This is a genomic window from Salinimicrobium sp. CAU 1759 (assembly GCF_054482715.1).
In genome coordinates, this window is sequence record NZ_JBTLRK010000001.1 from 620,372 (window position 1) to 644,347 (window position 23,976).

General features: G+C 43.3%; 23 protein-coding genes. 14 read left to right on the plus strand and 9 right to left on the minus strand.

Annotated elements, in window-relative coordinates:
- Positions 1-10 precede the first annotated feature (10 nt).
- The 5 genes from ACXYMT_RS02825 to pyk all read left to right on the plus strand — a co-directional run bounded on the left by ACXYMT_RS02825 (position 11) and on the right by pyk (position 4,292).
- Positions 11-247, plus strand: coding sequence for an acyl carrier protein (locus ACXYMT_RS02825; protein ID WP_013069791.1), 237 nt, complete (start codon positions 11-13; stop codon positions 245-247).
- 17 nt (positions 248-264) lie between these two features.
- Positions 265-1,518, plus strand: a complete 1,254-nt coding sequence (gene fabF, locus ACXYMT_RS02830) for a beta-ketoacyl-ACP synthase II (protein ID WP_459057570.1) — start codon at positions 265-267, stop codon at positions 1,516-1,518.
- 7 nt (positions 1,519-1,525) lie between these two features.
- Positions 1,526-2,263 (plus strand): ribonuclease III, encoded by a 738-nt coding sequence (rnc, locus tag ACXYMT_RS02835; protein WP_459057571.1) that lies wholly within the window; start codon positions 1,526-1,528, stop codon positions 2,261-2,263.
- Between the two features lie 109 nt (positions 2,264-2,372).
- Positions 2,373-2,861, plus strand: a complete 489-nt coding sequence (locus ACXYMT_RS02840; protein ID WP_459057572.1) for an IPExxxVDY family protein — start codon at positions 2,373-2,375, stop codon at positions 2,859-2,861.
- Positions 2,862-4,292 carry a pyruvate kinase gene (gene pyk / locus ACXYMT_RS02845; RefSeq protein ID WP_459057573.1) on the plus strand — a complete coding sequence of 477 codons (1,431 nt, stop codon included), beginning with the start codon at positions 2,862-2,864 and terminating at the stop codon, positions 4,290-4,292.
- 169 nt (positions 4,293-4,461) lie between these two features.
- Here the strand turns inward: pyk and dinB are convergent, their stop codons facing one another.
- Positions 4,462-5,559: a DNA polymerase IV gene (dinB, locus tag ACXYMT_RS02850; RefSeq protein WP_459057574.1), complete on the minus strand. Its 1,098-nt coding sequence runs from the start codon at positions 5,557-5,559 to the stop codon at positions 4,462-4,464.
- A 150-nt stretch (positions 5,560-5,709) separates the two neighbouring features.
- On the opposite strand from dinB, the gene ACXYMT_RS02855 reads away from it, so the two are divergent.
- From ACXYMT_RS02855 to ACXYMT_RS02870, 4 genes are all read left to right on the plus strand, one after another.
- Entirely contained in the window at positions 5,710-6,372 is a 663-nt protein-coding gene (locus ACXYMT_RS02855) for an NAD(P)H-binding protein (protein WP_459057575.1), read from the plus strand.
- 9 nt (positions 6,373-6,381) lie between these two features.
- Positions 6,382-6,867 carry a CYTH domain-containing protein gene (locus tag ACXYMT_RS02860; protein ID WP_459057576.1) on the plus strand — a complete coding sequence of 162 codons (486 nt, stop codon included), beginning with the start codon at positions 6,382-6,384 and terminating at the stop codon, positions 6,865-6,867.
- A complete protein-coding gene (locus ACXYMT_RS02865; RefSeq protein ID WP_459057577.1) occupies positions 6,864-7,367 on the plus strand; it encodes a YciI family protein in 504 nt (167 codons plus the stop codon). Before ACXYMT_RS02860 ends, ACXYMT_RS02865 begins: the two co-directional genes overlap by 4 nt.
- 63 nt (positions 7,368-7,430) lie before the next feature.
- Positions 7,431-8,357: a DUF5996 family protein gene (locus tag ACXYMT_RS02870; protein ID WP_459057578.1), complete on the plus strand. Its 927-nt coding sequence runs from the start codon at positions 7,431-7,433 to the stop codon at positions 8,355-8,357.
- A gap of 52 nt (positions 8,358-8,409) precedes the next feature.
- Here ACXYMT_RS02870 and ACXYMT_RS02875 read toward each other — a convergent pair whose 3' ends face one another.
- The 6 genes from ACXYMT_RS02875 to ACXYMT_RS02900 form a co-directional block, all read right to left on the minus strand.
- The gene (locus ACXYMT_RS02875; RefSeq protein WP_459057579.1) at positions 8,410-9,813 is read right to left on the minus strand and encodes an efflux transporter outer membrane subunit; all 1,404 of its coding nucleotides are present in this window, start codon (positions 9,811-9,813) and stop codon (positions 8,410-8,412) included.
- Between the two features lie 3 nt (positions 9,814-9,816).
- Entirely contained in the window at positions 9,817-12,954 is a 3,138-nt protein-coding gene (locus ACXYMT_RS02880) for an efflux RND transporter permease subunit (RefSeq protein WP_459057580.1), read from the minus strand.
- Positions 12,955-12,963: 9 nt separating this feature from the next.
- Positions 12,964-14,079, minus strand: a complete 1,116-nt coding sequence (locus ACXYMT_RS02885; protein WP_459057581.1) for an efflux RND transporter periplasmic adaptor subunit — start codon at positions 14,077-14,079, stop codon at positions 12,964-12,966.
- A 13-nt stretch (positions 14,080-14,092) separates the two neighbouring features.
- A complete protein-coding gene (locus ACXYMT_RS02890; RefSeq protein WP_459057582.1) occupies positions 14,093-14,581 on the minus strand; it encodes a GbsR/MarR family transcriptional regulator in 489 nt (162 codons plus the stop codon).
- 656 nt (positions 14,582-15,237) lie between these two features.
- Positions 15,238-15,816 (minus strand): transposase, encoded by a 579-nt coding sequence (locus ACXYMT_RS02895; protein ID WP_459057583.1) that lies wholly within the window; start codon positions 15,814-15,816, stop codon positions 15,238-15,240.
- Positions 15,817-15,876: 60 nt separating this feature from the next.
- Complete coding sequence (locus tag ACXYMT_RS02900; protein WP_459057584.1) at positions 15,877-16,956, minus strand: isoaspartyl peptidase/L-asparaginase family protein; 1,080 nt, start codon at positions 16,954-16,956, stop codon at positions 15,877-15,879.
- 118 nt (positions 16,957-17,074) lie between these two features.
- On the opposite strand from ACXYMT_RS02900, the gene ACXYMT_RS02905 reads away from it, so the two are divergent.
- The 4 genes from ACXYMT_RS02905 (at position 17,075) to ACXYMT_RS02920 (ending at position 20,588) form a co-directional block, all read left to right on the plus strand.
- Entirely contained in the window at positions 17,075-17,599 is a 525-nt protein-coding gene (locus tag ACXYMT_RS02905; protein ID WP_459057585.1) for a 3-hydroxyanthranilate 3,4-dioxygenase, read from the plus strand.
- 73 nt (positions 17,600-17,672) lie between these two features.
- Complete coding sequence (gene amaB / locus ACXYMT_RS02910) at positions 17,673-19,232, plus strand: L-piperidine-6-carboxylate dehydrogenase (protein WP_459057586.1); 1,560 nt, start codon at positions 17,673-17,675, stop codon at positions 19,230-19,232.
- 290 nt (positions 19,233-19,522) lie between these two features.
- Positions 19,523-20,101, plus strand: coding sequence for a nuclear transport factor 2 family protein (locus tag ACXYMT_RS02915; protein ID WP_459057587.1), 579 nt, complete (start codon positions 19,523-19,525; stop codon positions 20,099-20,101).
- A 109-nt stretch (positions 20,102-20,210) separates the two neighbouring features.
- Complete coding sequence (locus tag ACXYMT_RS02920) at positions 20,211-20,588, plus strand: hypothetical protein (protein ID WP_459057588.1); 378 nt, start codon at positions 20,211-20,213, stop codon at positions 20,586-20,588.
- A 14-nt stretch (positions 20,589-20,602) separates the two neighbouring features.
- Here ACXYMT_RS02920 and ACXYMT_RS02925 read toward each other — a convergent pair whose 3' ends face one another.
- Positions 20,603-21,544: an EamA family transporter gene (locus ACXYMT_RS02925; RefSeq protein ID WP_459057590.1), complete on the minus strand. Its 942-nt coding sequence runs from the start codon at positions 21,542-21,544 to the stop codon at positions 20,603-20,605.
- Positions 21,545-21,656: 112 nt separating this feature from the next.
- Between ACXYMT_RS02925 and ACXYMT_RS02930 the strand changes: the two genes are divergently transcribed.
- Entirely contained in the window at positions 21,657-22,829 is a 1,173-nt protein-coding gene (locus tag ACXYMT_RS02930; protein WP_459057591.1) for a CapA family protein, read from the plus strand.
- 44 nt (positions 22,830-22,873) lie between these two features.
- Here ACXYMT_RS02930 and ACXYMT_RS02935 read toward each other — a convergent pair whose 3' ends face one another.
- Positions 22,874-23,878 (minus strand): acyl-ACP desaturase, encoded by a 1,005-nt coding sequence (locus ACXYMT_RS02935; RefSeq protein WP_459057592.1) that lies wholly within the window; start codon positions 23,876-23,878, stop codon positions 22,874-22,876.
- Positions 23,879-23,976: the final 98 nt, after the last annotated feature.

Here is a 23,976-nt window from a genome sequence, read left to right on the forward strand (position 1 = left end):
AACACAAGTTATGTCAGACATTGCATCAAGAGTAAAAGCGATTATCGTTGACAAATTAGGAGTTGACGAGAACGAAGTAGTAAACGAAGCTAGCTTCACCAACGACTTGGGCGCTGATTCATTAGACACTGTAGAGTTGATCATGGAATTCGAGAAAGAATTCGATATCCAGATCCCAGACGATCAGGCAGAGAACATTGCTACGGTTGGTCAGGCAATCTCTTATATTGAAGACGCAAAGAAATAAAAAAGTAACATATCCTTATGGAGTTAAAGCGAGTTGTAGTCACTGGATTAGGTGCCCTTACCCCAATTGGAAACAATATTGAAGAATATTGGGAAGGGTTGGTAAATGGAAAAAGCGGGTCGGCACCCATTACTTATTTCGATACCGAGAAATTCAAAACTAAATTCGCTTGCGAGATCAAGAACTTCAAAGTTGAAGACTATTTTGATCGCAAAGAAGCCAGGAAACTTGATAAATTCGCTCAGTATGCTTTGGTAGCTTCAGATGAGGCTATCAAAGATTCGGAGCTTGATCTTGACACCATCGATAAACTTCGCGTTGGAGTTATTTGGGGTGCCGGGATTGGAGGTCTTGAAACATTTCAGGATGAGGTATTGGCTTTTGGAAAAGGTGATGGAACCCCGAGATTCAACCCTTTCTTCATTCCCAAAATGATCGCGGATATTGCTCCCGGAAACATTTCCATTAAGCATGGATTCATGGGCCCTAACTATACTACGGTTTCGGCTTGTGCATCTGCGGCAAACGCACTTATTGATGCGCTTAACTACATTAGGTTAGGTCACAGTGATGTGATTGTCACAGGAGGTTCCGAAGCAGCCGTTGCTCCTGCAGGTATGGGTGGATTTAATGCCATGCATGCCCTTTCAACCAGAAATGAAAGCCCCGAAACTGCGTCAAGACCTTTTGATGCAACACGTGACGGATTTGTTTTGGGAGAAGGTTCAGGTGCTCTTATTCTTGAAGAATACGAGCATGCTAAGGCCAGGGGAGCAAAGATCTATGCCGAAGTTCTTGGCGGCGGATTATCTTCAGATGCCCATCACATGACCGCACCACATCCCGAAGGGATTGGGGTTGTCGCTGTAATGGAAAACTGTCTTAAGAATGCAGGACTTAAACCTGAAGATGTAGACCATATCAATACCCACGGAACATCTACACCTCTTGGTGATGTGGCCGAACTTAAGGCCATTAAGAAGGTATTTGGTGAGCACGCAAAGAATATAAACATCAACTCTACAAAGTCCATGACCGGTCACCTGCTGGGTGCAGCCGGGGCGGTAGAAGCCATTGCTTCTATTCTTGCCATGAAACATGGCGTGGTGCCACCTACTATCAACCATGAAGTAGCCGATGAAAATATTGATCCGGAGCTTAATCTTACCCTCAATGAGGCGCAGAAGCGAGACGTAAAAGTTGCGATGAGCAATACTTTTGGTTTTGGAGGGCATAATGCCTGCGTCCTCTTCAAAAAGCTGGACGAATAAAGTATCCATGAGTGTTATTAGAAACATATTAAATTCCCGCTCCTCCAGAGGCGGGAATTTTTTTGTGGAACTAACAAAGATCATGGGATTCAAACCCAGGAACATTTCCCACTATAAAAAAGCTTTTACGCACCGGTCACTCAACCAAAAAGATTCCGAAGGAAATGCCATTAACTTTGAAAGGATGGAATTTCTGGGAGACGCCATGTTAAGTGCTGTAATAGCCTCTCATTTGTTTAATGAGGTTCCGGGGGGTAACGAAGGCTATCTTACCAAAATGCGGTCAAAGATCGTGAGTCGAAAGCACCTTAATGAGCTCGGTAAAGATCTCGATTTGATAAAGCACATTCAAACCAATATTCCAACCGAACAATTCGGGACCAACATTCATGGTAATCTCTTCGAGGCTCTCATTGGCGCCATCTATCTCGATAGGGGATACAGGTACGTGAAAAAGTTCATTTATGAACGGGTGATCGATCCCTATGTTGATATTGAGCAACTGGAAGGTACTGTTATAAGTTATAAAGGCTTATTGATCGAGTGGTGTCAAAAAGAGAAAAAAGATTTCAATTATGAGATCTATGAAGACACGGGTAAAGATGAACTGAAGCATTTTGCTGTAAAACTTCGAATTGAAGGTAGGGTAGTAGCGAAGGCCCGGGCGACCTCCAAAAAAAAGGCGGAAGAAAAAGCTTCCAAAAGAGCTTATTACGCCCTGCAGACTAAAATTGCGCCTTCTTAAGAATATAGCAGAAACTACAACGTTTTCGTAACATATTCTGAAATTATAGGCTAAAAATTACGATTTTCTGCGGTACAATCTGTACCTTTAACCTTCGATTTAGAAAAATATGCCGGCGCATAAACTGGTCTTAGATGAAGTTTTTGAACAGCCCTACAAGCTTTTTGCTATACATTCTTCGGTAGAGGAGTATAAGCTGGCTTACCTGTTGAACAAGCATTTAAACCTAAAGCTGGCCAGAACACCAAAAGACGTAGATCTTCACAAGGGTTCAGAAAATGCTTTTTTTGCCCATTTTTTTTATGAAGATCTGCAAAAATATTGCACCTATCACCTGGTGAGCAATGTTGCCCGGGAAGAAGAAATGTCGGGTTCGGGTGGAGAATCTCTTTTTTTTGGAGAACAACTGGCTGTCAAAAAATCATTTTTATTACCGGAATTTAAGCAGGTAGACTACTTGGTAAAGATCGAAGATGAACTGGATGCAGTATCCGAGAAAATACTTACCTCCAGGATAATGGAGATCCCACAGGTATCTACTGCCTATGCGTTCGATCTGGATCGAATAAAATCAAAGGAAAATTTAATTTTTGAATAAATGCCGAATACGAAGAAGACAAAAATAGTGGCCACTCTTGGGCCGGCCACAAGCTCTAAGGAAGTTTTGAGAGATATGATGGAGGCAGGTGTAAACGTGTTTCGTATCAATTTCTCCCATGCAAATTATGACGATGTAAAGCAAAGGATAGAGCTTATTAGGGAACTCAACGAAGAACACAGTTATACCACCGCCATTCTTGCCGACCTTCAAGGTCCAAAGCTAAGGGTTGGAAAAATGAAGGAAGAGGTTGTAGTGAGTAAAGGAGACGAGATCACCTTTGCCACAGGAGAGGAGTTTGAAGGAACTTCTTCCAGGGTCTACATGAATTACGACCAGTTTCCACAAGACGTGAAAGCGGGAGAAAGAATTCTTCTCGATGATGGCAAACTCATATTTGAAGTGGTAAGCACCAATAAAAAAGATGAGGTTTTGGCTAAAGTGATCCAGGGAGGTCCTTTAAGATCAAAGAAAGGGGTAAACCTTCCTAATACCAAGATCTCTCTCCCGGCACTTACTGAAAAAGATATACAGGATGCGATCTTTGCAGTAAAGCAGGATGTGGACTGGATCGCTCTTTCTTTCGTGAGGAACAGCGATGACCTTATTGAACTTCAGAATCTCATAAAGGAACACACAGAGCACAAGATCCCTATCATTGCCAAGATTGAAAAACCTGAAGGTGTAGACAATATTGACAAGATCGTTGCCTATTGCGACGGACTCATGGTAGCTCGTGGTGACCTTGGAGTTGAGATCCCGGCGCAGGAAGTTCCGCTTATTCAGAAGCAGCTTGTATTAAAAGCTAAAAAAGCAAGAATTCCTGTGATCATTGCGACTCAAATGATGGAGACCATGATCACCAGCCTTACTCCAACAAGAGCCGAGGTGAATGATGTGGCCAACTCTGTAATGGACGGGGCCGATGCTGTGATGCTTAGTGGGGAGACTTCTGTAGGGAACTATCCTGTACAGGTAATTGAAAAAATGAGTCAGATCATTCTCAGTGTTGAGAATTCTCCGCTTATTAAAGTGCCTCATGAACCGCCACACGTACGCACAAAAAGATATATCACCAAGTCGATCTGTTATCACGCGGCTCACATGGCCAATGAGATCAAGGCGCAGGCTATTTGTACCCTTACCAATAGTGGTTATACTGCTTTCCAGATCTCTGCATGGAGACCCGAATCAAATATTCTCGTTTACACTTCCAATAAAAGGATCTTAAATCAGCTGAGTTTACTTTGGGGAGTACGGGCTTTCTATTACGATAAGATGGTGAGTACAGATGAGACTATTGATGATATCAACAGGATCGCTAAAGAATACAAGTTCGTGGATAAAGGGGATTTTACGATCAACCTGGCTGCAATGCCTATCACCAATAAAGGTATGGTGAACACGCTGCGGATTTCTGAAATTGAGTAGATACTAGATCTTAGACTTAAGATTTGAGATAAAGCAAAGCCACAGAGAAATTCTCTTTGTGGCTTTTTCTATTTCTGAAGTTGTAACCTGCCACCTGCAACGTTTTGACCCGCAACCCGCAACCTTCTAGTCTTGTCTTTTGGCTCTTGTTTCTGAAAGCGCAGCGTTCTTAAAAATCAAATTTCAACTGTACCGCGATTTCCTTTTTCTCTTCCTGCTTTTCCTCCTTGTCTGTATTGAGGTTGGATAGTGAAATACCCAAAAGTCTCACCGATTCCTTCATCTTTTCCTGGTACAGCAATTCTTTTGCAGTTTCTAAAATGAGATCTTGTGAAGAGATATAATAAGAGAGAGTTTTACTTCGGGTTTGAAGCGTAAAATCGCTGTACTTGATCTTAAGGGTGATAGTTTTACCAGCCACTTTACTTTTAGCCAGTCGGCGTTCAATTTCTTCGGAAATGTTCTGCAGGCGTTCCAGCATAAAGATCTCCGAAGAGATATTCTCCTCAAAAGTGCGTTCTGCACCCAGGGATTTTCTAATGCGGGAAGGTTTTACTTCACTGTTGTGAATTCCCCTCACCACTTGAAAATAATATTCCCCGCTTTTGCCAAAGTTCTCATTCAGAAAATCACGAGATTTGCTTTTAAGGTCTTTTCCGGTGAAGATGCCCAGCCGGTACATCTTTTCGGCGGTTACTTTGCCCACCCCGTAGAATTTCCTGATCTCAAGCTCTTCCAAAAAAGATTCAACTTCTTCGGGAGGTACGGTTTTTTGTCCGTTAGGTTTATTGATGTCACTGGCAACCTTCGCAATGAACTTATTGATCGATATTCCTGCGGAAGCGTTGAGACCCGTTTTATCTTTGATCTTCTGGCGGATTTCCTGTGCAATGAGAGATGCACTGGGATTCCCTTTTTTGTTGTCGGTCACGTCGAGATAGGCTTCATCCAGGGACAACGGCTCCACCAGGTCTGTATATTCAAAAAAGATGCTTCGAATGCGGTTTGAAAGTTCGCGATAACGGTCGAAGCGGGATTTGACAAAGATGAGATCTGGGCAGTTGCGCTTGGCCAACACGCTGCTCATGGCACTTCTAACGCCAAACTTTCGCGCTTCATAGCTTGCCGCGGCTACCACGCCACGTTGGGAGCTGCCACCTACGGCGATCGGTTTCCCGCGTAATTCAGGATTATCCAGCTGTTCCACCGAGGCATAGAAAGCGTCCATGTCTACGTGAATGATCTTGCGCTGTTTTGTCTCCTCCATCGCTGTAAAATTAGTGAAACTTCAGCTTCATCTTTGCTGAAGTCCATCCGCAATTAAGTTCTTCCGAAGAAAAATTTAACCCTGATTTGCCCTTTTTGACCACCTTTGATTTGAAGTATAAATCTTCTACCTTCATAAAAAACTAAAGCTATGAAAACAGCGATCATACTCGGAGCAACAGGACTTACAGGCGGAGAGCTTCTCAACCGGCTTTTGAAGGATGAGCGATATGAGAAGATCAAACTTTTTTCCCGGTCAACTACAGGTCTCAAAAGTGACAAAATCGAGGAACATTTAATTGACCTCTTTGAGCTTGATCAATATGCTGAAGACTTTAAAGCCGATGAAGTGCACTGCTGCATTGGTACCACCCAGGCCAGGACACCCGATGACGAGACTTACCGTAAGATCGACTACGGAATTCCTGTTACAGCCGCACAACTGGCCAAGGAGAACGGCATTGAGCGCTTTCTTGTCATTTCTTCATTAGGAGCCGATGCGGACAGTAAATTCTTTTATAATCGCACAAAGGGAGAGATGGAGCGGGATGTGCTGGCGCAGGGAATTGCTGAGACTTATATTTTTCAGCCATCGCTCATCGCCGGAAAAAGAGAGGAAAAACGACCTTTTGAGGCCGCATGGAAAAAGGTCATGAGTGTTGGTAACCACTTGCTGGTGGGACCGCTCAAGAAGTATAAAAGCATTCATGCAGGTTTAATAGCCGATGCGATGACCTATGTGGCCAACAATAAATATTCGGCAACCCGCATAAAATCAGATGAGATTATGGAAATCGCCACGAGCTACCGTTAAAGATTGGACATGCAGGAAATAGAACGTAAATTTCTCATTTTAGACACCCCCGATTTCAGGGAGGAAGCACTTAATAAAACCAGGATCGTCCAGGGATATTTGAACTCAGCACCCGAAAGAACTGTGAGGGTGAGAATAAGAGGAGATCAGGGCTTTTTGACTGTAAAAGGAAAGAGCAGCAGCGACGGACTTTCCCGGTTTGAATGGGAACGCGAAATTCCTCTTTTTGAAGCTGAAAAAATGCTGAAGCTTTGCGAGCCCGGAGTGATTGAAAAATATAGACATGAAGTGAAAGTTGGAAAGCATATTTTTGAGGTAGATGAATTCCTGGGAGAAAATGAAGGCCTACTTTTAGCCGAAGTTGAGCTGAAGCAAAAGCATGAAGAAATTGAGAAACCACAGTGGCTGGGAAAGGAAGTTACCGGCAACCAAAAATATTATAATTCGTTTTTAAGTAAATTTCCGTTCAGGGAATGGCAAAAAGAAAGACCATGAAAAAAGTACTTTTTTTAATAGCTGCAATTGGGATCTTAGCAGCATGTAATCAAGGCAAAGACATCAGGGGTATTCCGGGGCCCGAAGAAGTAGAGGCGCGAATGCCCGATACAATTCCTAACCTAGGACAGGAAGCAGAAGATCTTAAGAATAAAGGCTACCAAACCTTTGTGTATGAAGATGGAGGAGAACAGTACCTCATGCAGCAGTATTACATCGTCTTTCTGAAAAGGGGAGAGAATCGCAGTCAGGATTCCACAGCAGCGGCACAACTTCAGCAGCAGCATATGGCACACTTAAGTCAAATGGCAAGCGAAGGTTATATGAGCCTCGCAGGCCCTTTTGGTGATGACGGAGACATTCGTGGTATTGCAGTTTATAATACTCCCACCTTAGAAATGGCCGATAGCCTTGCAAGACTTGATCCTGCAGTGCAGGCCGGTAGACTTGAGGTGGAGATCCATCCCTGGTGGGCCGCGAAAGGCAGTGAATTAAAGTAAATCCCAATCTACTTTTTCTTAGCAATTTTTTATGGCAGGTTTGAGTCATTAAAATTTATTGCTATGGAAAAAAATCTTTTACCAAAGCTGCAGTATAAAGGCAGCGAAACACAGAAGCTCACTTTACACCTGTTTTTTCAGATCATGGGTAAGATAAGGATGAGCTTTAATCCGCGTAAGAATCACTGGTGGTATATCACACTTTATGTGGACACCAAAGGTTTTACAACCGGGCCTATTCCTTATGGAGATGAATTTGAGACTTTTTCTCTGCTCTTGAACCTACAGCAGCACAAACTAGAGGTAGCTACTTCAAGGGGAGAAGAAGCGTCTTTTGGTCTTTCCGAAGATACATCGGTAGCCGATTTCTACCTGCAGCTTCAGGGCATTTTAAAAAGATTCAGAATTGAACTAAAACTTCTTGATAAGCCTTTCGATCTCAACATCGACAGGTATTTTAAGGATCTGCACGACATTGGAGCCTACGACAGTGACTACGTGCAGCGCTATTACAAAGTTATGCTTTGGGCTTCTAATGTTTTCAGAAACTTTAGTGGCAGATTTTATGGAAAGACCTGTCCCGTACATCTTTACTGGCATTCTATGGACCTGGCGGTTACAAGGTTCTCCGGAAAAAGGGCGCCAAAAATGCCTTCTGAAGCAAGGGTTTCAGACAAGGATGCATACAGCCACGAATGCATTAGCTTTGGCTTTTGGCCGGGAGATCCCAATATTCCGCAACCTGCGTTTTACTCCTATACCAGTCCTGCTCCCAAAGGCATTGAAAAAACAGATCTGGGACTTGCTGAAGCACAATGGGTAGAGAATAACGGCAGTTGGCTGGCAATCCTGCCTTACGATGAACTTCTGAAAAAAGAGCGACCTGCTGAAATTTTGCTCGACTTTATGGAAAATGCATATTTGGCCGGTGCCAGACTTGCGGGATGGGATATCGAAGATCTTAGAGTGCCGCCTTTATCGGCACTTTAGAATAAGAAAGCCCCGCCAGGAGGCAGGGCAATTGTACGGATAAAATCATTTTCTACTGCCAGCCGCCGCCAAGCGCCTGGTATAGATCTACTATTGCACTTAATTCGTCGTACCTGATATTCACCAGCTCCAATTGGGAGTTCAAAGCGTTTTCTCTGGCTGTAAGTACTTCCAGGTAATTTGCAAAGCCACTGTTGAGCAGTTCTTCAGAATATGAGGTTGCGAGATCATAGGCCTCAAATTCATTCTGTTTTATTTCCAGCTTTTTGTCGGCTGCGGCATAATTGTATAAGGCATCAGATACTTCCTGTGAGGCATTGAGAATAGATCTTCTGAATTCTAAAAAGGCGATCTCCTGCTGTGCCTGCGCCACTTCATACTGAGTCCTGATCTGTCTCCTGTTGAAGAGTGGCTGCGCAAGTGAGCCTATCACATTTGCAAAAAGGGAATTGGCATCAATAAGTTCTGCCAGATCCAGACTTTGGAATCCGCCGGTCGCAGATATACTTAAGGAGGGATAGAAATTACTTCTTGCCACATTCGTGAGTTGGAAAGCGTTTACCAGGTTATATTCCGCAGCTATAACATCCGGTCTGTTTCTAAGTAGTTGTACCGGAAATCCTGTCTTTAGTTCGGTATTCAGAACCTGATCTTCTAAGGCTGTTCTTTCTATTTGATGGGGGGCTTCTCCCAGCAGAATAGAAAAAGTGTTTTCCAGCAGCCTTATCTGGATTTCGAGATCTATGACCACTGCCTGTGCACGGTAAAGCTGGGCCTCAGTTTGCTTGACGCCGACTTCAGTAACATTTCCTGCTTCTTTTAAAGCTTTGATGGTCTCAAGGCTGTTCATCCTGTTGGCAACTGTTTCTCTTGTTACTTCCAGTTGCTCATCCAAAGCCAGAAGCTGATAGTAAAGATTTGCAACGTTTGCCACCAGTCTGGTTTTTACCGCCTGGTGCGCTGCCACAGTTTGCAGGTATGCAGCTCTCTGTGCTCTCTCGTTGCTTTTGATCCTGCCCCAGATATCTGCTTCCCAGGAAAGGTTGGCCGTTGCTTCATATTGAGTTATTGAACCGTCAAAGAAGCTCCCAAACTGGCTGTTTGGTGCAAGTTGTTGATGAGTTACCTGTGATGATAGTCCTAAAGACGGCAGGTATTGAGCCTTTGCCTGTTTCAGGTATGCCCCGGCAGCCTCTATTTGCTGCAACGCAATGCGAATATCGAGGTTATTTTCCAGCGCCCGCTCAATATGATCTGTTAGCACAGGATCTGTGAAAAATTCCCGCCAGGAGATCCTGGCCATGGAAATGGTATCGGTTGGAAGTTCATCGGTTCGATAAGTTTCCGCCTCGACTACTTCGGCAGGACGCGAATATTCTTTTGCCACAAAACAAGATTGCAGCGAAAGCAAAACAGCCGGAACTAAAATGAACTTGTAAATCTTCAGTTTTTTCATTTTCTAAATATTATCATTTGCGGCTTTAGGTTGCCCGGCCACTTTTTCGTGCAGCCACTGGAAGAGGATAAAGAGAATAGGAATGATGAAAATTCCCAGCACAGTTCCTATCAGCAATCCGCCCACTGCACCTGTACCTATGGATCTGTTTCCGGCAGCTCCAATTCCGGAGGCAAACACCAGCGGAAGCAGACCAACAATAAAGGCAAAGGAAGTCATAAGAATGGGTCGTAGTCGGGCTTTTGCAGCTCCCATTGCAGAATCAACTATGGAATTTCCGGCCTCGCGTCTTTGTATTCCGAATTCCACGATCAAAATGGCATTTTTGGCAAGTAGGCCGAGAAGCATGATGAGCGCGATCTGGAAATAGATGTTGTTTTCAAGTCCGGTGAGGGCAGTGGTAACATAAGCTCCCATTACCCCGATTGGCAGAGAGAAAAGCACTGCTAAAGGCAGGAGATAACTTTCATACTGCGCCGCCAGAATGAAGAAGACGAAAAGAATACTCAGTAGAAAAATAAAAGTTGTCTGATCTCCTGCGGAAATCTCTTCCCGCGTCAAACCTGAAAATCCTATATCAAAACCTTCCGGCAGCGAACCTGTCCCCACTTCCTGAACGGCCGAAATAGCATCTCCCGAAGAATATCCCGGTGCTGCAGCCCCGTTCACACTGGCCGAGTTGAAAAGGTTGAACCTGGTTACCGACTGTGGCCCATAAACTCTGCTTAGGGTGACGAATTGGGTGATAGGTGCCATTTCTCCCTGAGCATTTCTTACAAAAATAGAATTAAGGTCTTCTACTGAAGCGCGATCCTCCGGCAGTGCCTGTACAAACACCCGATACTGTTTTCCGAAGCGTGCAAAGTCGGCTGCGTAAACAGATCCGATGTAAGACTGAAGGGTAGAGAAGATACTTCCAATATCTACTCCTGCCTCTTTCGCCTTCGGAATATTTAAATCTATTTCATACTGCGGATAATTGGTGTTGAAGGAACTGTTGGCGTATAAAATTTCAGGCCGTGCTGAAAGATCTGCCAGATAATTTCGTGTAGCGGCATCTAGGTCTTCAAAGCTACCGCCGGTACGGTCGAGTACTTTCATCTCAAATCCCGATGATGCTCCAAACCCGGGCACACTAGGGGGCTGAAAAAAGAGAATATTGGCATCGCTTATTCCGGCAGCTGTAGCAAAGAACTTTCCGGTGATCTCTTCGGCAGACATGCCTTCCCCAGTTCGCTCATCCCAATCGTCAAGTTTTATAAATCCTATTCCGTAGTTGCTTCCGGCACCACCTAAAAAGCTAAATCCGTTAACGAAGGAAGCTACATCTACTCCGGGAATTTCCTGAATTCTGCGGCTCAATTCAGTAGTAACCTCTACAGTTCTGTCAAGAGAAGCCCCGGCAGGAAGTTCGATATTGGCGAAGATCATTCCGCGGTCTTCATCGGGAACAAACCCGGTAGGAGTTGTAGACGATGCCCAGAAAATTGCTCCCACGGCAGCAACCAGGATCACGCCTGTGATCCATTTGTGCCTGTAGAGGAAGGAAACCGATCTTAAATATTCCGCTGTGGTCGCTTCAAAAGCCACATTAAAGGCTGCAAAGAAGCGCTTCAAAAAGCCTTTTTTCTTGGCTACTTTTTCATCATGAGGTTTCAGAAATAAGGCACAAAGCGCCGGACTCAATGTCAAGGCATTCACGGCCGAAATAGCGATGGCAACCATCAAGGTCACCCCGAATTGCTCGTAGAAAACTCCTGTAGGCCCTGTGATAAAGGTCACCGGAATAAAAACGGCGCCCATAACCAGCGTAATGGAAACAATCGCACCTGCAATCTCTTCCATGGCAGAATGTGTCGCTTTTTTGGCATTTTCGACACCCTGTTCCAGCTTGGCGTGAACAGCCTCCACGACCACGATAGCGTCATCCACAACGATCCCGATGGCCAGAACAAGGGCGAACAGCGTTAGCAGGTTGATGGAATAGCCGAACAGGTTGAGAAAGAAAAAAGTTCCGATAATGGAAACGGGTACTGCAATGGCAGGAATCAAAGTAGATCTGAAATCCTGCAGGAATACGAATACCACCAGGAACACCAGCAAAAAGGCTTCAAAAATAGTAAGAACTACCTTGTTTATAGAAGCATTCAGGAACTCGTTGGTGTCAAAGTTAATGCGCACCTCGAGACCCGTAGGGAAGTTCTTTTCAAGTTCTTCAAGTTTTTCATGGACATTTTCAATGATCTCCTGTGCATTAGAACCGGGAGTCTGGTAAACTCCCATACTCACACCAGGTTTGTTATTCGTAAAGCCGATCACATTGTAACCCTGGGCATCAAGTTCTACCTGCGCGACATCTTCGAGTCTTAAGAACCTTCCGTTGTCAAGAGCTTTTATGACAATATTTCGGTAATCTTCTTCAGAATTATAGCGGCCGCTGTAGCGAATTACATATTCAAAGGCTTCCGCATTATTTTGACCAAGAGAACCTGCTGCGGCTTCCTGACTTTGCTCGTTCACGGCGCCAATAACATCGGCAGGAATAAGATTATATGCCGCCATTTTTTCGGGCTGTAACCAGATGCGCATTGCGTAGGTCTTGGCTCCAAAGACGTTCACGTCTCCAACGCCGTTGATCCTTTTAAGTTCGGGAATTACATTGATGTTGAGGTAATTCTGAATGAAGGTCGCATCATAAGTTTCACTTTCAGAAATTACAGTGAAGAACATCAAGGCGCTGGTTTGCTGTTTTTGAGTGGTAACTCCACTTTGTGTCACCTCTCTTGGCAATAGCGGAGTAGCTCTGGCAACACGGTTCTGCACGTTTACCGCGGCGATATCGGGATCCACACCCTGGTCAAAGAAAACCTGAATGCTGGCACTACCGTTGTTACTCGCTGTTGAGGTAATATAATCCATTCCCTCCACTCCGTTGATCTGCTCTTCAATTGGAATGATCACACTCTCGAGAACGGTAGAGGCATTGGCTCCGGGGTAGTTGGCAGATACCTGCACCGTGGGCGGAGCAATATCGGGATATTGGGTCACCGGCAGGGTTGTGATGGCCAGGATCCCCAACATTACTATTACTATGGAGACTACCGTAGAAAGAACAGGTCTCTCAATAAATGTCTTAAGCATTCTTCTTTCTTATTTAAAGATTGGTTTAACCGAAGCGGCAATACTGTCAAAAGGGATGGGCTGCGGAACGATTGGAGTATTGTTTCGAAGCTTTCCAACGCCCTGGGCAACAATTTTTTCTCCGGGGTTAATTCCGGATTCCACTACGATAAGGTTTTGTACACGGTCTGTCACCTGAATCGGAATAGACACCGCAAGAGTATCCCCCTGAACTCCGTAAACATAGACCCTTCCCTGTTGCTCAAAAGAAGCAGATTCGGGAACTACAGGTACATTCTCATAGGTCCGCGGGATTCTTATCCGGCCACTGTTTCCACTGGCAAGAATGTTATTCGGATTCGGGAACATCGCCCTGAAACCTACTGTTCCTGTGGTTGGATCTACCTGTCCCGTTACCGTTTGTATCTCTCCTGTTTCTGAATAGATCTGGTCATTCACCAGTTGCAGCTGCACCGGAGGGAAATTCTTGATTTTTTCTGAAAGATTTTCTCCTTCTGCATTCTGGATGAAGTTCAGATAATCCCTTTCATTCATGGAAAAGAAAGCATAAACTTCATCAATATCTGAAACAGTGGTTAGCGGCGTAGGATCACCCGGGCTTACCAAGGCTCCTTCCCTAAAGTTGATCGCCCCTACATAACCATCCACCGGACTTTTGATATTAGCGTATCCAATGCTGGCGGCAATGCTGCTGTAGCCCGCTTTTGCCTGCTCCAACCTGGCTTTTGCAGTTTCCAGCTGTACCGGACTAATAATTCCTTTTTCAACTAAAGGTTTTAGCTTATCCACTTCAACCTGGGCTGCATTGACATTCGCCCTGGCAGCACCGGCATCCTGGGAAAGAGATTCGGTTTCCAGTTTAAACAGTGTTTGCCCCTTCCTAACTTTTTCACCTTCATCTACCAGTACCTGGATGATATATCCGGGTACCTTTGCTCTTACTGCACTGTTGACAGTCCCTTCTATGCTCACAGGATATGAAATATATCCCGTCACAGTTCTTACCGGAACTTCGATAACAGGGAAAGGCGATGCAGCCGCCTGCTGCTGTGCCTGTTCTGTATCCTGGCAGGAAATTGCCAGGAGAACAGTTATGAAAAGTCCTAAAAAAGTAGATTTCGTCATATTCTGGTTGTGCTTATTTATTTCTTGATATAAGTTTAGACTTGAATTTTTTCACAGCGTTTGATGTCTCCTCCAAAAAAGTGAGGAAATCATCCTGAAACTCCAGATCAAACTGGAATTCGCCGCTTTCTTCAGCTTTTTCGTTGCATTGCTGTTTATATTCTCTGATCTTCAAGTGCAGCTTTCTTTCATTCTCCCATTTGTTCAGTAACTCATCCATTACATTCACAATAAGATCGGGATCAATGATAAAATATCTCTTGCGATCTCCGGGTTTGGTAAAATATCTCACCCGTTTAGTATTTTGTAGATGGTCGAGGTGCGTGGAAACTGTACTTTTTCCGGCTTGAAGGTTACAAACCAGTTCATCAAAAGTTACCCCTTTCTTTCCGGAGAGGATAAGGGTAGCCATGATCCTCGCCGCCAAGGGTGCAAGGTTGTCTCTCTCGAGATGAACCCCGAGCTCTTCTATAAGATTCTTTTTCTGAACATCCAGCTCCATGGTATCCTTATTGATTTAGAAGCTGCAAAAGTAGAATTTAGTTCGGAAACATCCGAACTAAATGAACTATAAAGTTGTGTTAAGAATTCTACGGCGGAGAGATTCGCCAAAGTTCTCAGCATGCGGAAACTAATCATGAGGTATTTCTGAATAAATTTCTGCACAATCACTTTTGTAAGTCTTTTAGAGGATATTCCAAGATCAGATTTCCAAAATGCCTTCCCCAGGAGAGTTGTCGTTCAGAGAAATGTTCTGCTAATAATTTGAAAACTTTGGCCAAGTCCAAGATTTGCTAAAGTTTCTGTTCCATAAGAAGAGAGTCATGATATTTATTTGACCATTCGTTGCTTAAACTTTAGTAATCTATTTCGAGTTCTGAATCAACTTTAAATAAGTGACTTTCCAGCAGAATTATGAAACTGAGAAATGTGGTAATACATTTTTTAGAACTTTGTTCAATCTGAGGGTTTTAAGCTTCGCCAAAGTTTCATTCCCTTAGAATATTATCTTTAAAAATTTATTACAGAGTAGATTGTAAGACTTTAGTAAATTTATTTTTGGAGTGAGATGCGCAATGAGATTTACCAAAGTACTTCCCAGTAAAATTGCCATTCACATAGTTGGCAATATTACCATTTTTAAAACTTTGGCAAATCTTACAGAACCTTGTCATAAGTCATAGTGCGGGCATGAACTGATTTGAAATTTTCAAGATCATCATACAGATCTATGATGGCCTTTCTTTGTAGAAAAGTATGACCGTCAGATATTATTGTCTTATACGAGGAGAATTTCCATTCGCCATGATCTTCCACAAGATTTGCTGCCACCGGATTGTTGTGGATGTAATGGATCAGCTGATAAAGGTATTTCTCCGAATCAACACATTTTCTTTTAAACTGCTTCTGAAAAAGACTTCCGGTACGGTTATGCTGTTTATTAAATGCCTGTGCAAAGGAGCTAAAGAAATTTGAAAATTTCTTGCTACAGTACAATCCTGCTTGATCCAAATTTCTTAATTCCGGTCCTTTTAATTCTATCAAAGACTTCATCTTGACAAGCAGATGGAAGTGATTTGGCATTAAGCAATAGCAAAAAGTTTCTGCAATAGGTCCAATATGCTGTTGATACTTTCTTAGAAAAAATTCATAGTTCCCGATATTACGAAAGATCTTTTCGTCACCATTAGCACGATTGTAGATATGATAGAATTTATCGGGTTCTAATGGTATCATATTTCAAATTTAACTTTGGCAAAGTTCCAACTTTGCCAAAGCTTTTTTCTCAGTTTCTAACTATTCGTTTTCCCCATAGATCCCTATCTCCAACTCTCCATCCTTATTCATTTTTGCGCGATACATTCCCGCAGTGTTGAATTCCATGGCAACATTTCCCTGGTGGTCGATGGCAATGATCCCGCCGTTTCCACCCAGTTCCACGTTTTTCTTCTGGATCACCTCTTCGGCAGCTTCCTGCAAAGACATTCCTTTGTATTCCATTAGCGCAGAAATATCATAAGCCACTACACCACGAATGAAGAACTCACCCCAACCGGTACCGGAAATGGCGGCCGTTTTATTGTTCGCATAAGTTCCCGCACCAATTACAGGAACATCTCCCACGCGGCCCCATCTTTTGTTTGTCATTCCCCCGGTAGAGGTCCCTGCAGCTAAATTTCCATGCTTATCTAGCGCGGCTGCACCTACAGTTCCATACTTGGAGTCTTTAATATAAGGATCCAAAAATGCAGTTTTTTGGTCATGATCCAGTTGGGTTTTTTCTGAATCTTTTATTCGCTGAAGTCCGCGGAAACGGTTCTCGGTGTAGAAATATTCAGGATCCACTATTTCTATTCCCTGCTCTTTGGCAAAGGTTTCGGCACCTTTTCCAATCATCATCACATGTTCGGAATTGTTCATAACGGCAATGGCAAGATCGATAGGATTTTTAACGGTGGTAACTCCTGCAACCGCTCCGGCGTTAAGTGTTTTTCCATCCATGACCGCAGCATCAAGCTCATTGGTTTCAGCATTGGTGAAAACGGCTCCTTTACCGGCATTGAAAAGCGGAGAGTTTTCCATAATATTGATTGCCTCTTCAATAGCTTCAATTGAAGTTCCTCCACGTTCAAGTACTGCGTGACCGGCTCTAACGGCTTCTTCAAGTTTAGCTTTATATTCTTTCTCAAGCGAATCGCTCATATTTTCTTTCAGGATAGTTCCGGCGCCACCGTGAATCACAATTCCGTAGTTGGGAATTGTATCTCTTTCTTCTGAAACTGCTTCGGAAGTTTCAACATCAGCAGAATTTTCTTCAGCAGAATTATTACAGGCTAAGGTGCCAAAAAGGGCAAAAACAAGAAGTATTTTTTTCATGATCGGGATTTTTCAGCAGGAAAGTTATGAAAAAAGGATGGTTTGGGAGACGTGCCTATTTCAGAAGTCTTCTTCAGGAAAAGATTGCGTAAATTTAGGATCCAAAAACACGGAAAAAATGCCAATATCAAAACCTTTCAATCTCAATAAGTGGATAGAACAGAATCGTGACCTGCTTAAGCCACCTGTTGCCAACAAAAGCATCTATCCCGAAGCCGAAGATTATATTGTAATGGTGGTGGGAGGTCCCAATTCCAGAAAGGATTACCACTACAACGAGACTGAAGAGCTTTTTTACCAACTGGAAGGGCAAATAAAAGTGCATGTCCAGGAAGATGGCCAAAAACGGACTTTTGAGCTGGGACCGGGGGATATGTATTTGCATCCCGCAAAAGTGCCGCATTCTCCGGAAAGAAGCGCCGGCTCTGTGGGAATTGTTGTCGAGCGCAGGAGAATTGCTTTGGATGCCAAAGATGGACTCTTGTGGTTCTGCGAGAATTGCAATAACAAACTCTATGAGGTCTACTTTCCGCTGAATGATATTGAAAATGATTTTCAGAAACATTTTGATCATTTCTATAACAGCGAGGAGCTACGTACCTGTAATAACTGCGGAACAGTGATGGAAAAGCCAAAGGGATAGCTCAAGGCTTTCCATCCTAAATTTTTTATATTCGCAAACATCCAAACAAATTCATACTAAAACAACAACTAGAATGAGCGCAATTGCTGAAAAATTCGGAATAAATCAAGCTTTAAAGGATCTTGGCCTTAATGTAGACCAGGTAAATAATGGTACTTCTACAGGAAACGACTGGTTCGCTTCGGGAGAGGTGATAGAATCGTATTCTCCTGTTGACGGAGCTTTAATTGGAAAGGTGAAAGCTACAACAGAAGACGACTACAACCGGGTCATTGAAACTGCACAGGAGGCTTTCAAGACCTGGAGAACCATGCCATCGCCTCAAAGAGGTGAGATAGTCCGCAAGTTCAATGATGAATTGCGCAGGTTGAAAGAACCCCTGGGGAAACTTGTCTCTTACGAGATGGGTAAATCTTACCAGGAAGGTCTTGGGGAGGTGCAGGAGATGATCGATATCTGCGATTTTGCAGTGGGTTTAAGCCGACAGTTGCACGGACTCACCATGCATTCTGAACGTCCCGGCCACCGTATGTACGAACAATATCATCCGCTTGGAGTGGTAGGAGTTATCTCTGCGTTCAACTTTCCTGTAGCCGTTTGGTCCTGGAATACCGCCCTTGCATGGGTATGTGGGGATGTGTGCGTATGGAAAGGATCTGAAAAGACGCCGCTAACCTCTGTTGCCTGCCAAAATATTGCTGCACGTGTTTTCTCTGAGAATGACCTGCCGGAAGGGATTTCCTGTTTAATCACCGGCGATTACAAAGTAGGGGAAATGCTGACTAAAGATGAGCGGGTGCCTTTGATCTCTGCAACCGGATCCATTAGAATGGGAAAAATTGTTGCACAGGCCGTAGCAGCAAGATTAGGAAAATCTCTTCTCGAATTGGGTGGGAATAACGCCATTATCGTAACTCCGGATGCCAACATTAAGAATACTGTGATAGGAGCTGTTTTTGGAGCCGTGGGTACCTGCGGACAAAGATGTACTTCCACCAGGAGATTGATCGTACATGAAGATGTCTATGATCAGGTTAAGAATGCAGTTGTTGATGCATACAAACAACTCCGAATAGGAAATCCGTTGGATGAGAACAACCATGTTGGGCCGCTTATCGATAAAGATGCAGTTAAGAATTACCAGGCTGCTTTGGATAAAGTTGTCGAAGAAGGCGGAAAAATCATCGTGGAAGGCGGAGTTCTGGAAGGCGAAGGTTACGAAAGCGGATGCTACGTAAAACCAGCTATAGCTGAAGCAGAGAACCACTATGAGATCGTGCAACACGAAACATTTGCACCTGTACTTTACCTTATGAAATACAGCGGAGATCTTGAAAATGCATTAGCGCTTCAAAATGGGGTTAAACAAGGACTTTCTTCAGCTATTATGACCAATAACTTACGTGAAGCTGAAAGATTCCTTTCTGTTGAAGGTTCTGACTGCGGAATCGCAAATGTAAATATAGGAACCTCGGGCGCTGAGATTGGCGGAGCTTTTGGAGGCGAAAAAGAGACCGGTGGCGGAAGAGAATCAGGTTCGGATGCCTGGAAGATCTATATGCGTCGCCAAACAAATACGATCAATTATACAACTGAGCTGCCGCTGGCACAGGGGATCAAGTTCGATCTATAGTTGTTGACAGTATAATAATTGAACCCGCTTCGAGAGAAGCGGGTTTTTTGTTTTTCCTGTATACTTATAACTCCTGGGTTTTTGCTTAGACCTCGGCTACCGTTTCAAACTTGAAGACGGAGTTCAAATCACTTGAACTTGATTGAAATAAAATTGGCTTTCAGTTTAAAGCTGTAAAAAGAAAGCTACAAGTATTTCACTTGCAATGTTTTATGAAAATTTTTTCGCTTTTTAGTGCTATCTTTATAATACTTTCAGAGAAGCTGGGGGATAACCAAAATTTTAGTTATATGAAGAAGTTAATCACTTTAATTGCAGGCCTGGCCCTAATTTTTTCCTGTAATGACAAAGACGCCGAATCTAAAGAGGTTGCTGTTACAGAGGATCAATCCAATTACGAAGTAGCTTCTGAAAGATTTTCTGAATTAAACGAGCAAGCGCTTAGTAGAATGGCTGCCCTAAATTTTGAATCCTGGGGAAAAATGCTGGCTGATGACGTTGAATATTATTTTCCCGACGGAGATGCGAATACCCGCACAATCTTGTCAGGAAAAGAGGAAGTTGTGAATTGGTGGAAGGACTGGAAGAATAATTCGGGCATAGAGAAAATGAGCTTTACCAATCCGGTTTACATTCCGGTGAAGGCAAATCAGGAACTCAATTATTCCGGATTGACAGGAGTGATCGTACTAACCTACGTGTCTAACGAAATGGTTTATAATGGTCAACCGGTGGATGTTCGCATGAATATAGCTACTCATTTTAATGAAGACAGCCTCATCGATAGGATCTATACATATTACGATAGGACTCCAATCCTTAATACAGTAAACGCGAACCTCCTTGAGATCGTGGTGCCAAAAGAATAGTAGATAAATAACTCATTAGACCCGATTGAAACAGAGTCGGGTTTAATTATCTATGCCAAAAAAATAGATCTGAATTTCCTATCTTAGAAGGACCATCAAAACCTAAGCTATGAAAAGATCACTCCTCCTGCTATTTTTAACTATGCTCTTCTTTGCCTGTGTACCTGAAGATCACGTGCTGGAAATCGAGATTGTAAATAATACAAGTCAGCCTATTCGCGATATAAAACTAAGTACGGCCGGAGACAGGGTGAGCTTTGAAGCTGATAATCTTCCTCCGGGACAGGAGATTGGCCATACTCTGCAGGTAAAGGGAAACTCTGCCGATGGTGAATATACTTTCAGGTTCCTTAGAAGCAATGGAAAACAGGAATCGGCAACAGGTAGTTATATGGATGATGAGGAGGGAGCTTTAAAGAAGACGCTGGTTTTTAATGTTCAGGAAAAAAGTGTGAATGTGGAGCACAAGGTTCTGGAGGTTGAGTAACTATGGGTAATGATCTAAACATTTAGATCTTTTGAAGCTCTTGTAGTAAATCTGGACAACACAGCCAGCTTCTTTTTGGTATTGATAAAATAAACTCCGGTCAAGAGAACTGCAGCAGCAATAGCCGATTGGGTAGTGATCTGTTCCTCGAGAAAGTACCAGCCAAGAAGCATCGCTATTACAGGATTTACGTAAGTGGAGGTGGCCACCTTCTCGGGAGAAACTACCTTCAGTAGATAGTTAAATGCTGTAAAAGCTACTATACTTCCAAAGATGATCAACAAAAGCATGGACCATTGCACCGGTGTGCTCCAAGCAAGAGGATTACTCCAGGGCTCGTTAAAAAGTAAACTTGAAATTCCAAGAATGATTCCGGCAGTGAACATTTGATAGCCGGTATTAACAAAATGGTTGGTAGGTAGATTTGCCTTGCCAACAAATAAGCTTCCGTAGGACCAGCTAAGGAGACAGGCAAAGATCATTAGGATCCCCAAAATGGAGTTTTCTGAAGAAGTTACCTGCTTTTGACTTACCAGTAAATAAATCCCAATTAACCCCAGTGCCACTCCTACCATTGACATGGGCAAAATTCTTTTTCCCTCAAAGATGCGCATGAACAGTAAAACCACGAGAGGTTGTGCAGATATGACCAGCGCAGCGAAACCACTGTCTACAAACCTGAGCGCCCATACTACAACCCCATTTCCAAAAGCCAGGAACAGGAATCCTGCAATTACAGTATTCCAGAATTGTCGTCGGGTAAGCCTAAGGCTTTTGCCCATTGCCATACTTATTCCAAAGATGAGCAAACCGGCGGTAATAAACCTAATTGAAGCCAGCTTAAAGGGAGGCAATTCAGTTACAGCTACTTTGTTCAGCAAATAGGTGGAGCCCCAGATTACATAGATCGAAAAGAACGACAGGATGATGAATAACGGATTTTTGGATTGGCTCATGCTGAAATATTGATGTGCAAACTTAGCAATAATTCGGCTGCGACAGTCTTTCCCATCTGTGACATAAATCTTAAATTTTGTAACTTAAAGGAAACTAATTTGGGCTGAAAAAATGCGTAGAAACCTGCTCCTTTATTTTTTAATGCTGGTTGGTAACTATTGCGCTGCCCAGAATTCTATGGAAACAAATACGGTCACATTGTTTTTAGCCGGAGATGTAATGACGGGCCGGGGAATAGACCAGACACTCAAATATTCCGTAGAGCCGGTACTGTATGAGCCCTATGTCAAAGATGCGTGGGATTACCTGTTTTTGGCAGAAAGAGAAAGTGGTGAACTGGATTTGCCGGCGGAATACAGGTATATCTGGGGAGATGCTCTTAGAATCTGGAAGGAGCGGGATCCTCATTTAAAATTGATAAATCTTGAAACCAGTATAACCACCAATGATGAACCCTGGACCGGCAAAGGAATTCATTACCGCATGCATCCTAAAAATGTTGAACTTTTTGCCGTGGCCGATATTGACCACTGCAGTCTTGCCAATAATCATGTGCTGGATTGGGGCCGAAAAGGACTTGCTGAAACTCTGAACACCCTGGAGGAGGCAAAAATAGCATTTTCGGGTGCAGGTAAAGATGAAGAGAGAGCATCGGAACCCTCGATATTTCATGCTGAAGGAAAACGGATTCTGGTCTATTCATATGGGGCTCCCGGCAGTGGAATTCCCCCCAGCTGGGCTGCTAAAAATGACAGATCGGGAGTAAATTTTTTAGCAGACTTTGACGAGCAACAGCTCGAGGAGGTCCAAAAACATATTTCTTCCTATAAGAAGGAGGGAGATATTGTTATTCTCTCCATTCACTGGGGTCCCAACTGGGGATATGACATTCCACCGGCTCACCGCAGGTTTGCTCATGCACTTATAGAAAAAGCAGGTGTAGATGTCATTTTTGGACATTCTTCTCATCATCCCATGGGTATGGAAGTTTATAAGAACAAGTTGATAATATATGGAGCAGGAGACTTCATTAATGACTACGAAGGCATAAGCGGACATGAACAATACAGAGGTGAATTGTCCCTGATGTATTTTCCTGAACTAAACCCCAGTACCGGAGATCTTGTTAATTTGGAGATGGTGCCAATGCAGATAAGAAAATTAAGTTTACACAGAGCTTCTAAAAACGATGCTGCATGGCTACAGGAAGTTTTGAACAGAGAAAGCATGAAATTTGGGGTGGAAATAGATCTCAAAAATGGCATTTTAGAGGCCGAATTTTGACAGATAATACGGCAAAAAAAACCCCGCTTCTTCGGGGCTCTGTTCTATAAGGTTCCATTCGCACTAACCCATGCAAACTGGTGAGGATCTTGAGGAACTTTGATCCTTTCCGAGATCCTTGTCATCCTGTCCGGCAGTTTCATGAGATAGTCGCGGGCCTTTTCAGCTTGATCTGTAAGTGCAGTCACTTTATCTATTTCCCAGAATTCATTAAGTTTCTGTAAAATATCGATATAATCCTGTGTGGTATATACTCCAAGTCTTTGAGCAGCATTTGAGAAATTTTCAAAAGCTTCTCCAATTCCCTGTCCACTTTCCCTTATGAATTGTGCCGGCATCACGATCTTTTTCTTCATCATATCTTCAAAAGCCAGCATCATTTCGCTTGGGTCGTATTCAAAGATGGTCTTTACAAATTCCCTGTAAGCAAGGTGGTGTCGCATTTCATCCCCGGCAATGATATTACACATCTTTGCCAGCATTTTATTCCCTTTCTTTCGGGCCAACTGTCCCACTCTTTTGTGAGAGATATTTGTAGCTAATTCCTGAAAGCTCGTATACACGAAGTTACGGTAAGGATCCCTGCCGGTTCCAATATCGAAACCATCATTAATTAAGTATTGAGTGGTCTTTTCAACCTCTCTCATATTCACTCTTCCCGATAAATAAAGATATTTATTGAGGGTATCTCCGTGTCTATTCTCTTCCCCGGTCCAATGACGTATCCATTTGGCCCAGCCGTTCTGCATGCCCTTTTGCTGTCCATGCTGCTCAACCCCTTCCATATCCATAAGCCAGGATTCGTAGGTTGGCAGAGCTTCTTCAGTGACCATATCGGCCACCAAAACGACCCAAAAATCATAACCCAGTTCCTTGGCCTCTTCACGAATTTGGGTCACTTCTTCAAAAAAGCCTTCATCTTGAGAATTCGGTAATAGATCTGTAGGCTGCCATATTTCTTCAACAGGAATAAGATATTTTTCCACGAATTCGTCAATAGACTTCTCTACCGTCTTCATTACTTCTAATCTAATATTCTCTAAGGCCATAAAAATTGTTTAAGGTTTAGGGTTCAATAACCGCACCAATAAATGGTTTGTAATCGACAAAGATAAGAAGTTAATTATGGAGGGATTTAAAAATAATC

What these genes read in the sequence shown, in the direction of transcription:
- amaB (WP_459057586.1), top strand. Translation starts at nt 17,673, where the DNA reads ATGAGCGCAATTGCTGAAAAATTCGGAATAAATCAAGCTTTAAAGGAT.
- ACXYMT_RS02915 (WP_459057587.1), top strand. Translation starts at nt 19,523, where the DNA reads ATGAAGAAGTTAATCACTTTAATTGCAGGCCTGGCCCTAATTTTTTCC.
- ACXYMT_RS02865 (WP_459057577.1), top strand. Translation starts at nt 6,864, where the DNA reads ATGAAAAAAGTACTTTTTTTAATAGCTGCAATTGGGATCTTAGCAGCA.
- ACXYMT_RS02840 (WP_459057572.1), top strand. Translation starts at nt 2,373, where the DNA reads ATGCCGGCGCATAAACTGGTCTTAGATGAAGTTTTTGAACAGCCCTAC.
- fabF (WP_459057570.1), top strand. Translation starts at nt 265, where the DNA reads ATGGAGTTAAAGCGAGTTGTAGTCACTGGATTAGGTGCCCTTACCCCA.
- ACXYMT_RS02860 (WP_459057576.1), top strand. Translation starts at nt 6,382, where the DNA reads ATGCAGGAAATAGAACGTAAATTTCTCATTTTAGACACCCCCGATTTC.
- ACXYMT_RS02905 (WP_459057585.1), top strand. Translation starts at nt 17,075, where the DNA reads ATGCCAATATCAAAACCTTTCAATCTCAATAAGTGGATAGAACAGAAT.
- ACXYMT_RS02880 (WP_459057580.1), bottom strand. Translation starts at nt 12,954, where the DNA reads ATGCTTAAGACATTTATTGAGAGACCTGTTCTTTCTACGGTAGTCTCC.
- ACXYMT_RS02920 (WP_459057588.1), top strand. Translation starts at nt 20,211, where the DNA reads ATGAAAAGATCACTCCTCCTGCTATTTTTAACTATGCTCTTCTTTGCC.
- ACXYMT_RS02870 (WP_459057578.1), top strand. Translation starts at nt 7,431, where the DNA reads ATGGAAAAAAATCTTTTACCAAAGCTGCAGTATAAAGGCAGCGAAACA.
- ACXYMT_RS02825 (WP_013069791.1), top strand. Translation starts at nt 11, where the DNA reads ATGTCAGACATTGCATCAAGAGTAAAAGCGATTATCGTTGACAAATTA.
- ACXYMT_RS02895 (WP_459057583.1), bottom strand. Translation starts at nt 15,816, where the DNA reads ATGATACCATTAGAACCCGATAAATTCTATCATATCTACAATCGTGCT.
- rnc (WP_459057571.1), top strand. Translation starts at nt 1,526, where the DNA reads ATGAGTGTTATTAGAAACATATTAAATTCCCGCTCCTCCAGAGGCGGG.
- ACXYMT_RS02925 (WP_459057590.1), bottom strand. Translation starts at nt 21,544, where the DNA reads ATGAGCCAATCCAAAAATCCGTTATTCATCATCCTGTCGTTCTTTTCG.
- ACXYMT_RS02890 (WP_459057582.1), bottom strand. Translation starts at nt 14,581, where the DNA reads ATGGAGCTGGATGTTCAGAAAAAGAATCTTATAGAAGAGCTCGGGGTT.
- ACXYMT_RS02930 (WP_459057591.1), top strand. Translation starts at nt 21,657, where the DNA reads ATGCGTAGAAACCTGCTCCTTTATTTTTTAATGCTGGTTGGTAACTAT.
- ACXYMT_RS02900 (WP_459057584.1), bottom strand. Translation starts at nt 16,956, where the DNA reads ATGAAAAAAATACTTCTTGTTTTTGCCCTTTTTGGCACCTTAGCCTGT.
- dinB (WP_459057574.1), bottom strand. Translation starts at nt 5,559, where the DNA reads ATGGAGGAGACAAAACAGCGCAAGATCATTCACGTAGACATGGACGCT.
- ACXYMT_RS02855 (WP_459057575.1), top strand. Translation starts at nt 5,710, where the DNA reads ATGAAAACAGCGATCATACTCGGAGCAACAGGACTTACAGGCGGAGAG.
- pyk (WP_459057573.1), top strand. Translation starts at nt 2,862, where the DNA reads ATGCCGAATACGAAGAAGACAAAAATAGTGGCCACTCTTGGGCCGGCC.
- ACXYMT_RS02875 (WP_459057579.1), bottom strand. Translation starts at nt 9,813, where the DNA reads ATGAAAAAACTGAAGATTTACAAGTTCATTTTAGTTCCGGCTGTTTTG.
- ACXYMT_RS02935 (WP_459057592.1), bottom strand. Translation starts at nt 23,878, where the DNA reads ATGGCCTTAGAGAATATTAGATTAGAAGTAATGAAGACGGTAGAGAAG.
- ACXYMT_RS02885 (WP_459057581.1), bottom strand. Translation starts at nt 14,079, where the DNA reads ATGACGAAATCTACTTTTTTAGGACTTTTCATAACTGTTCTCCTGGCA.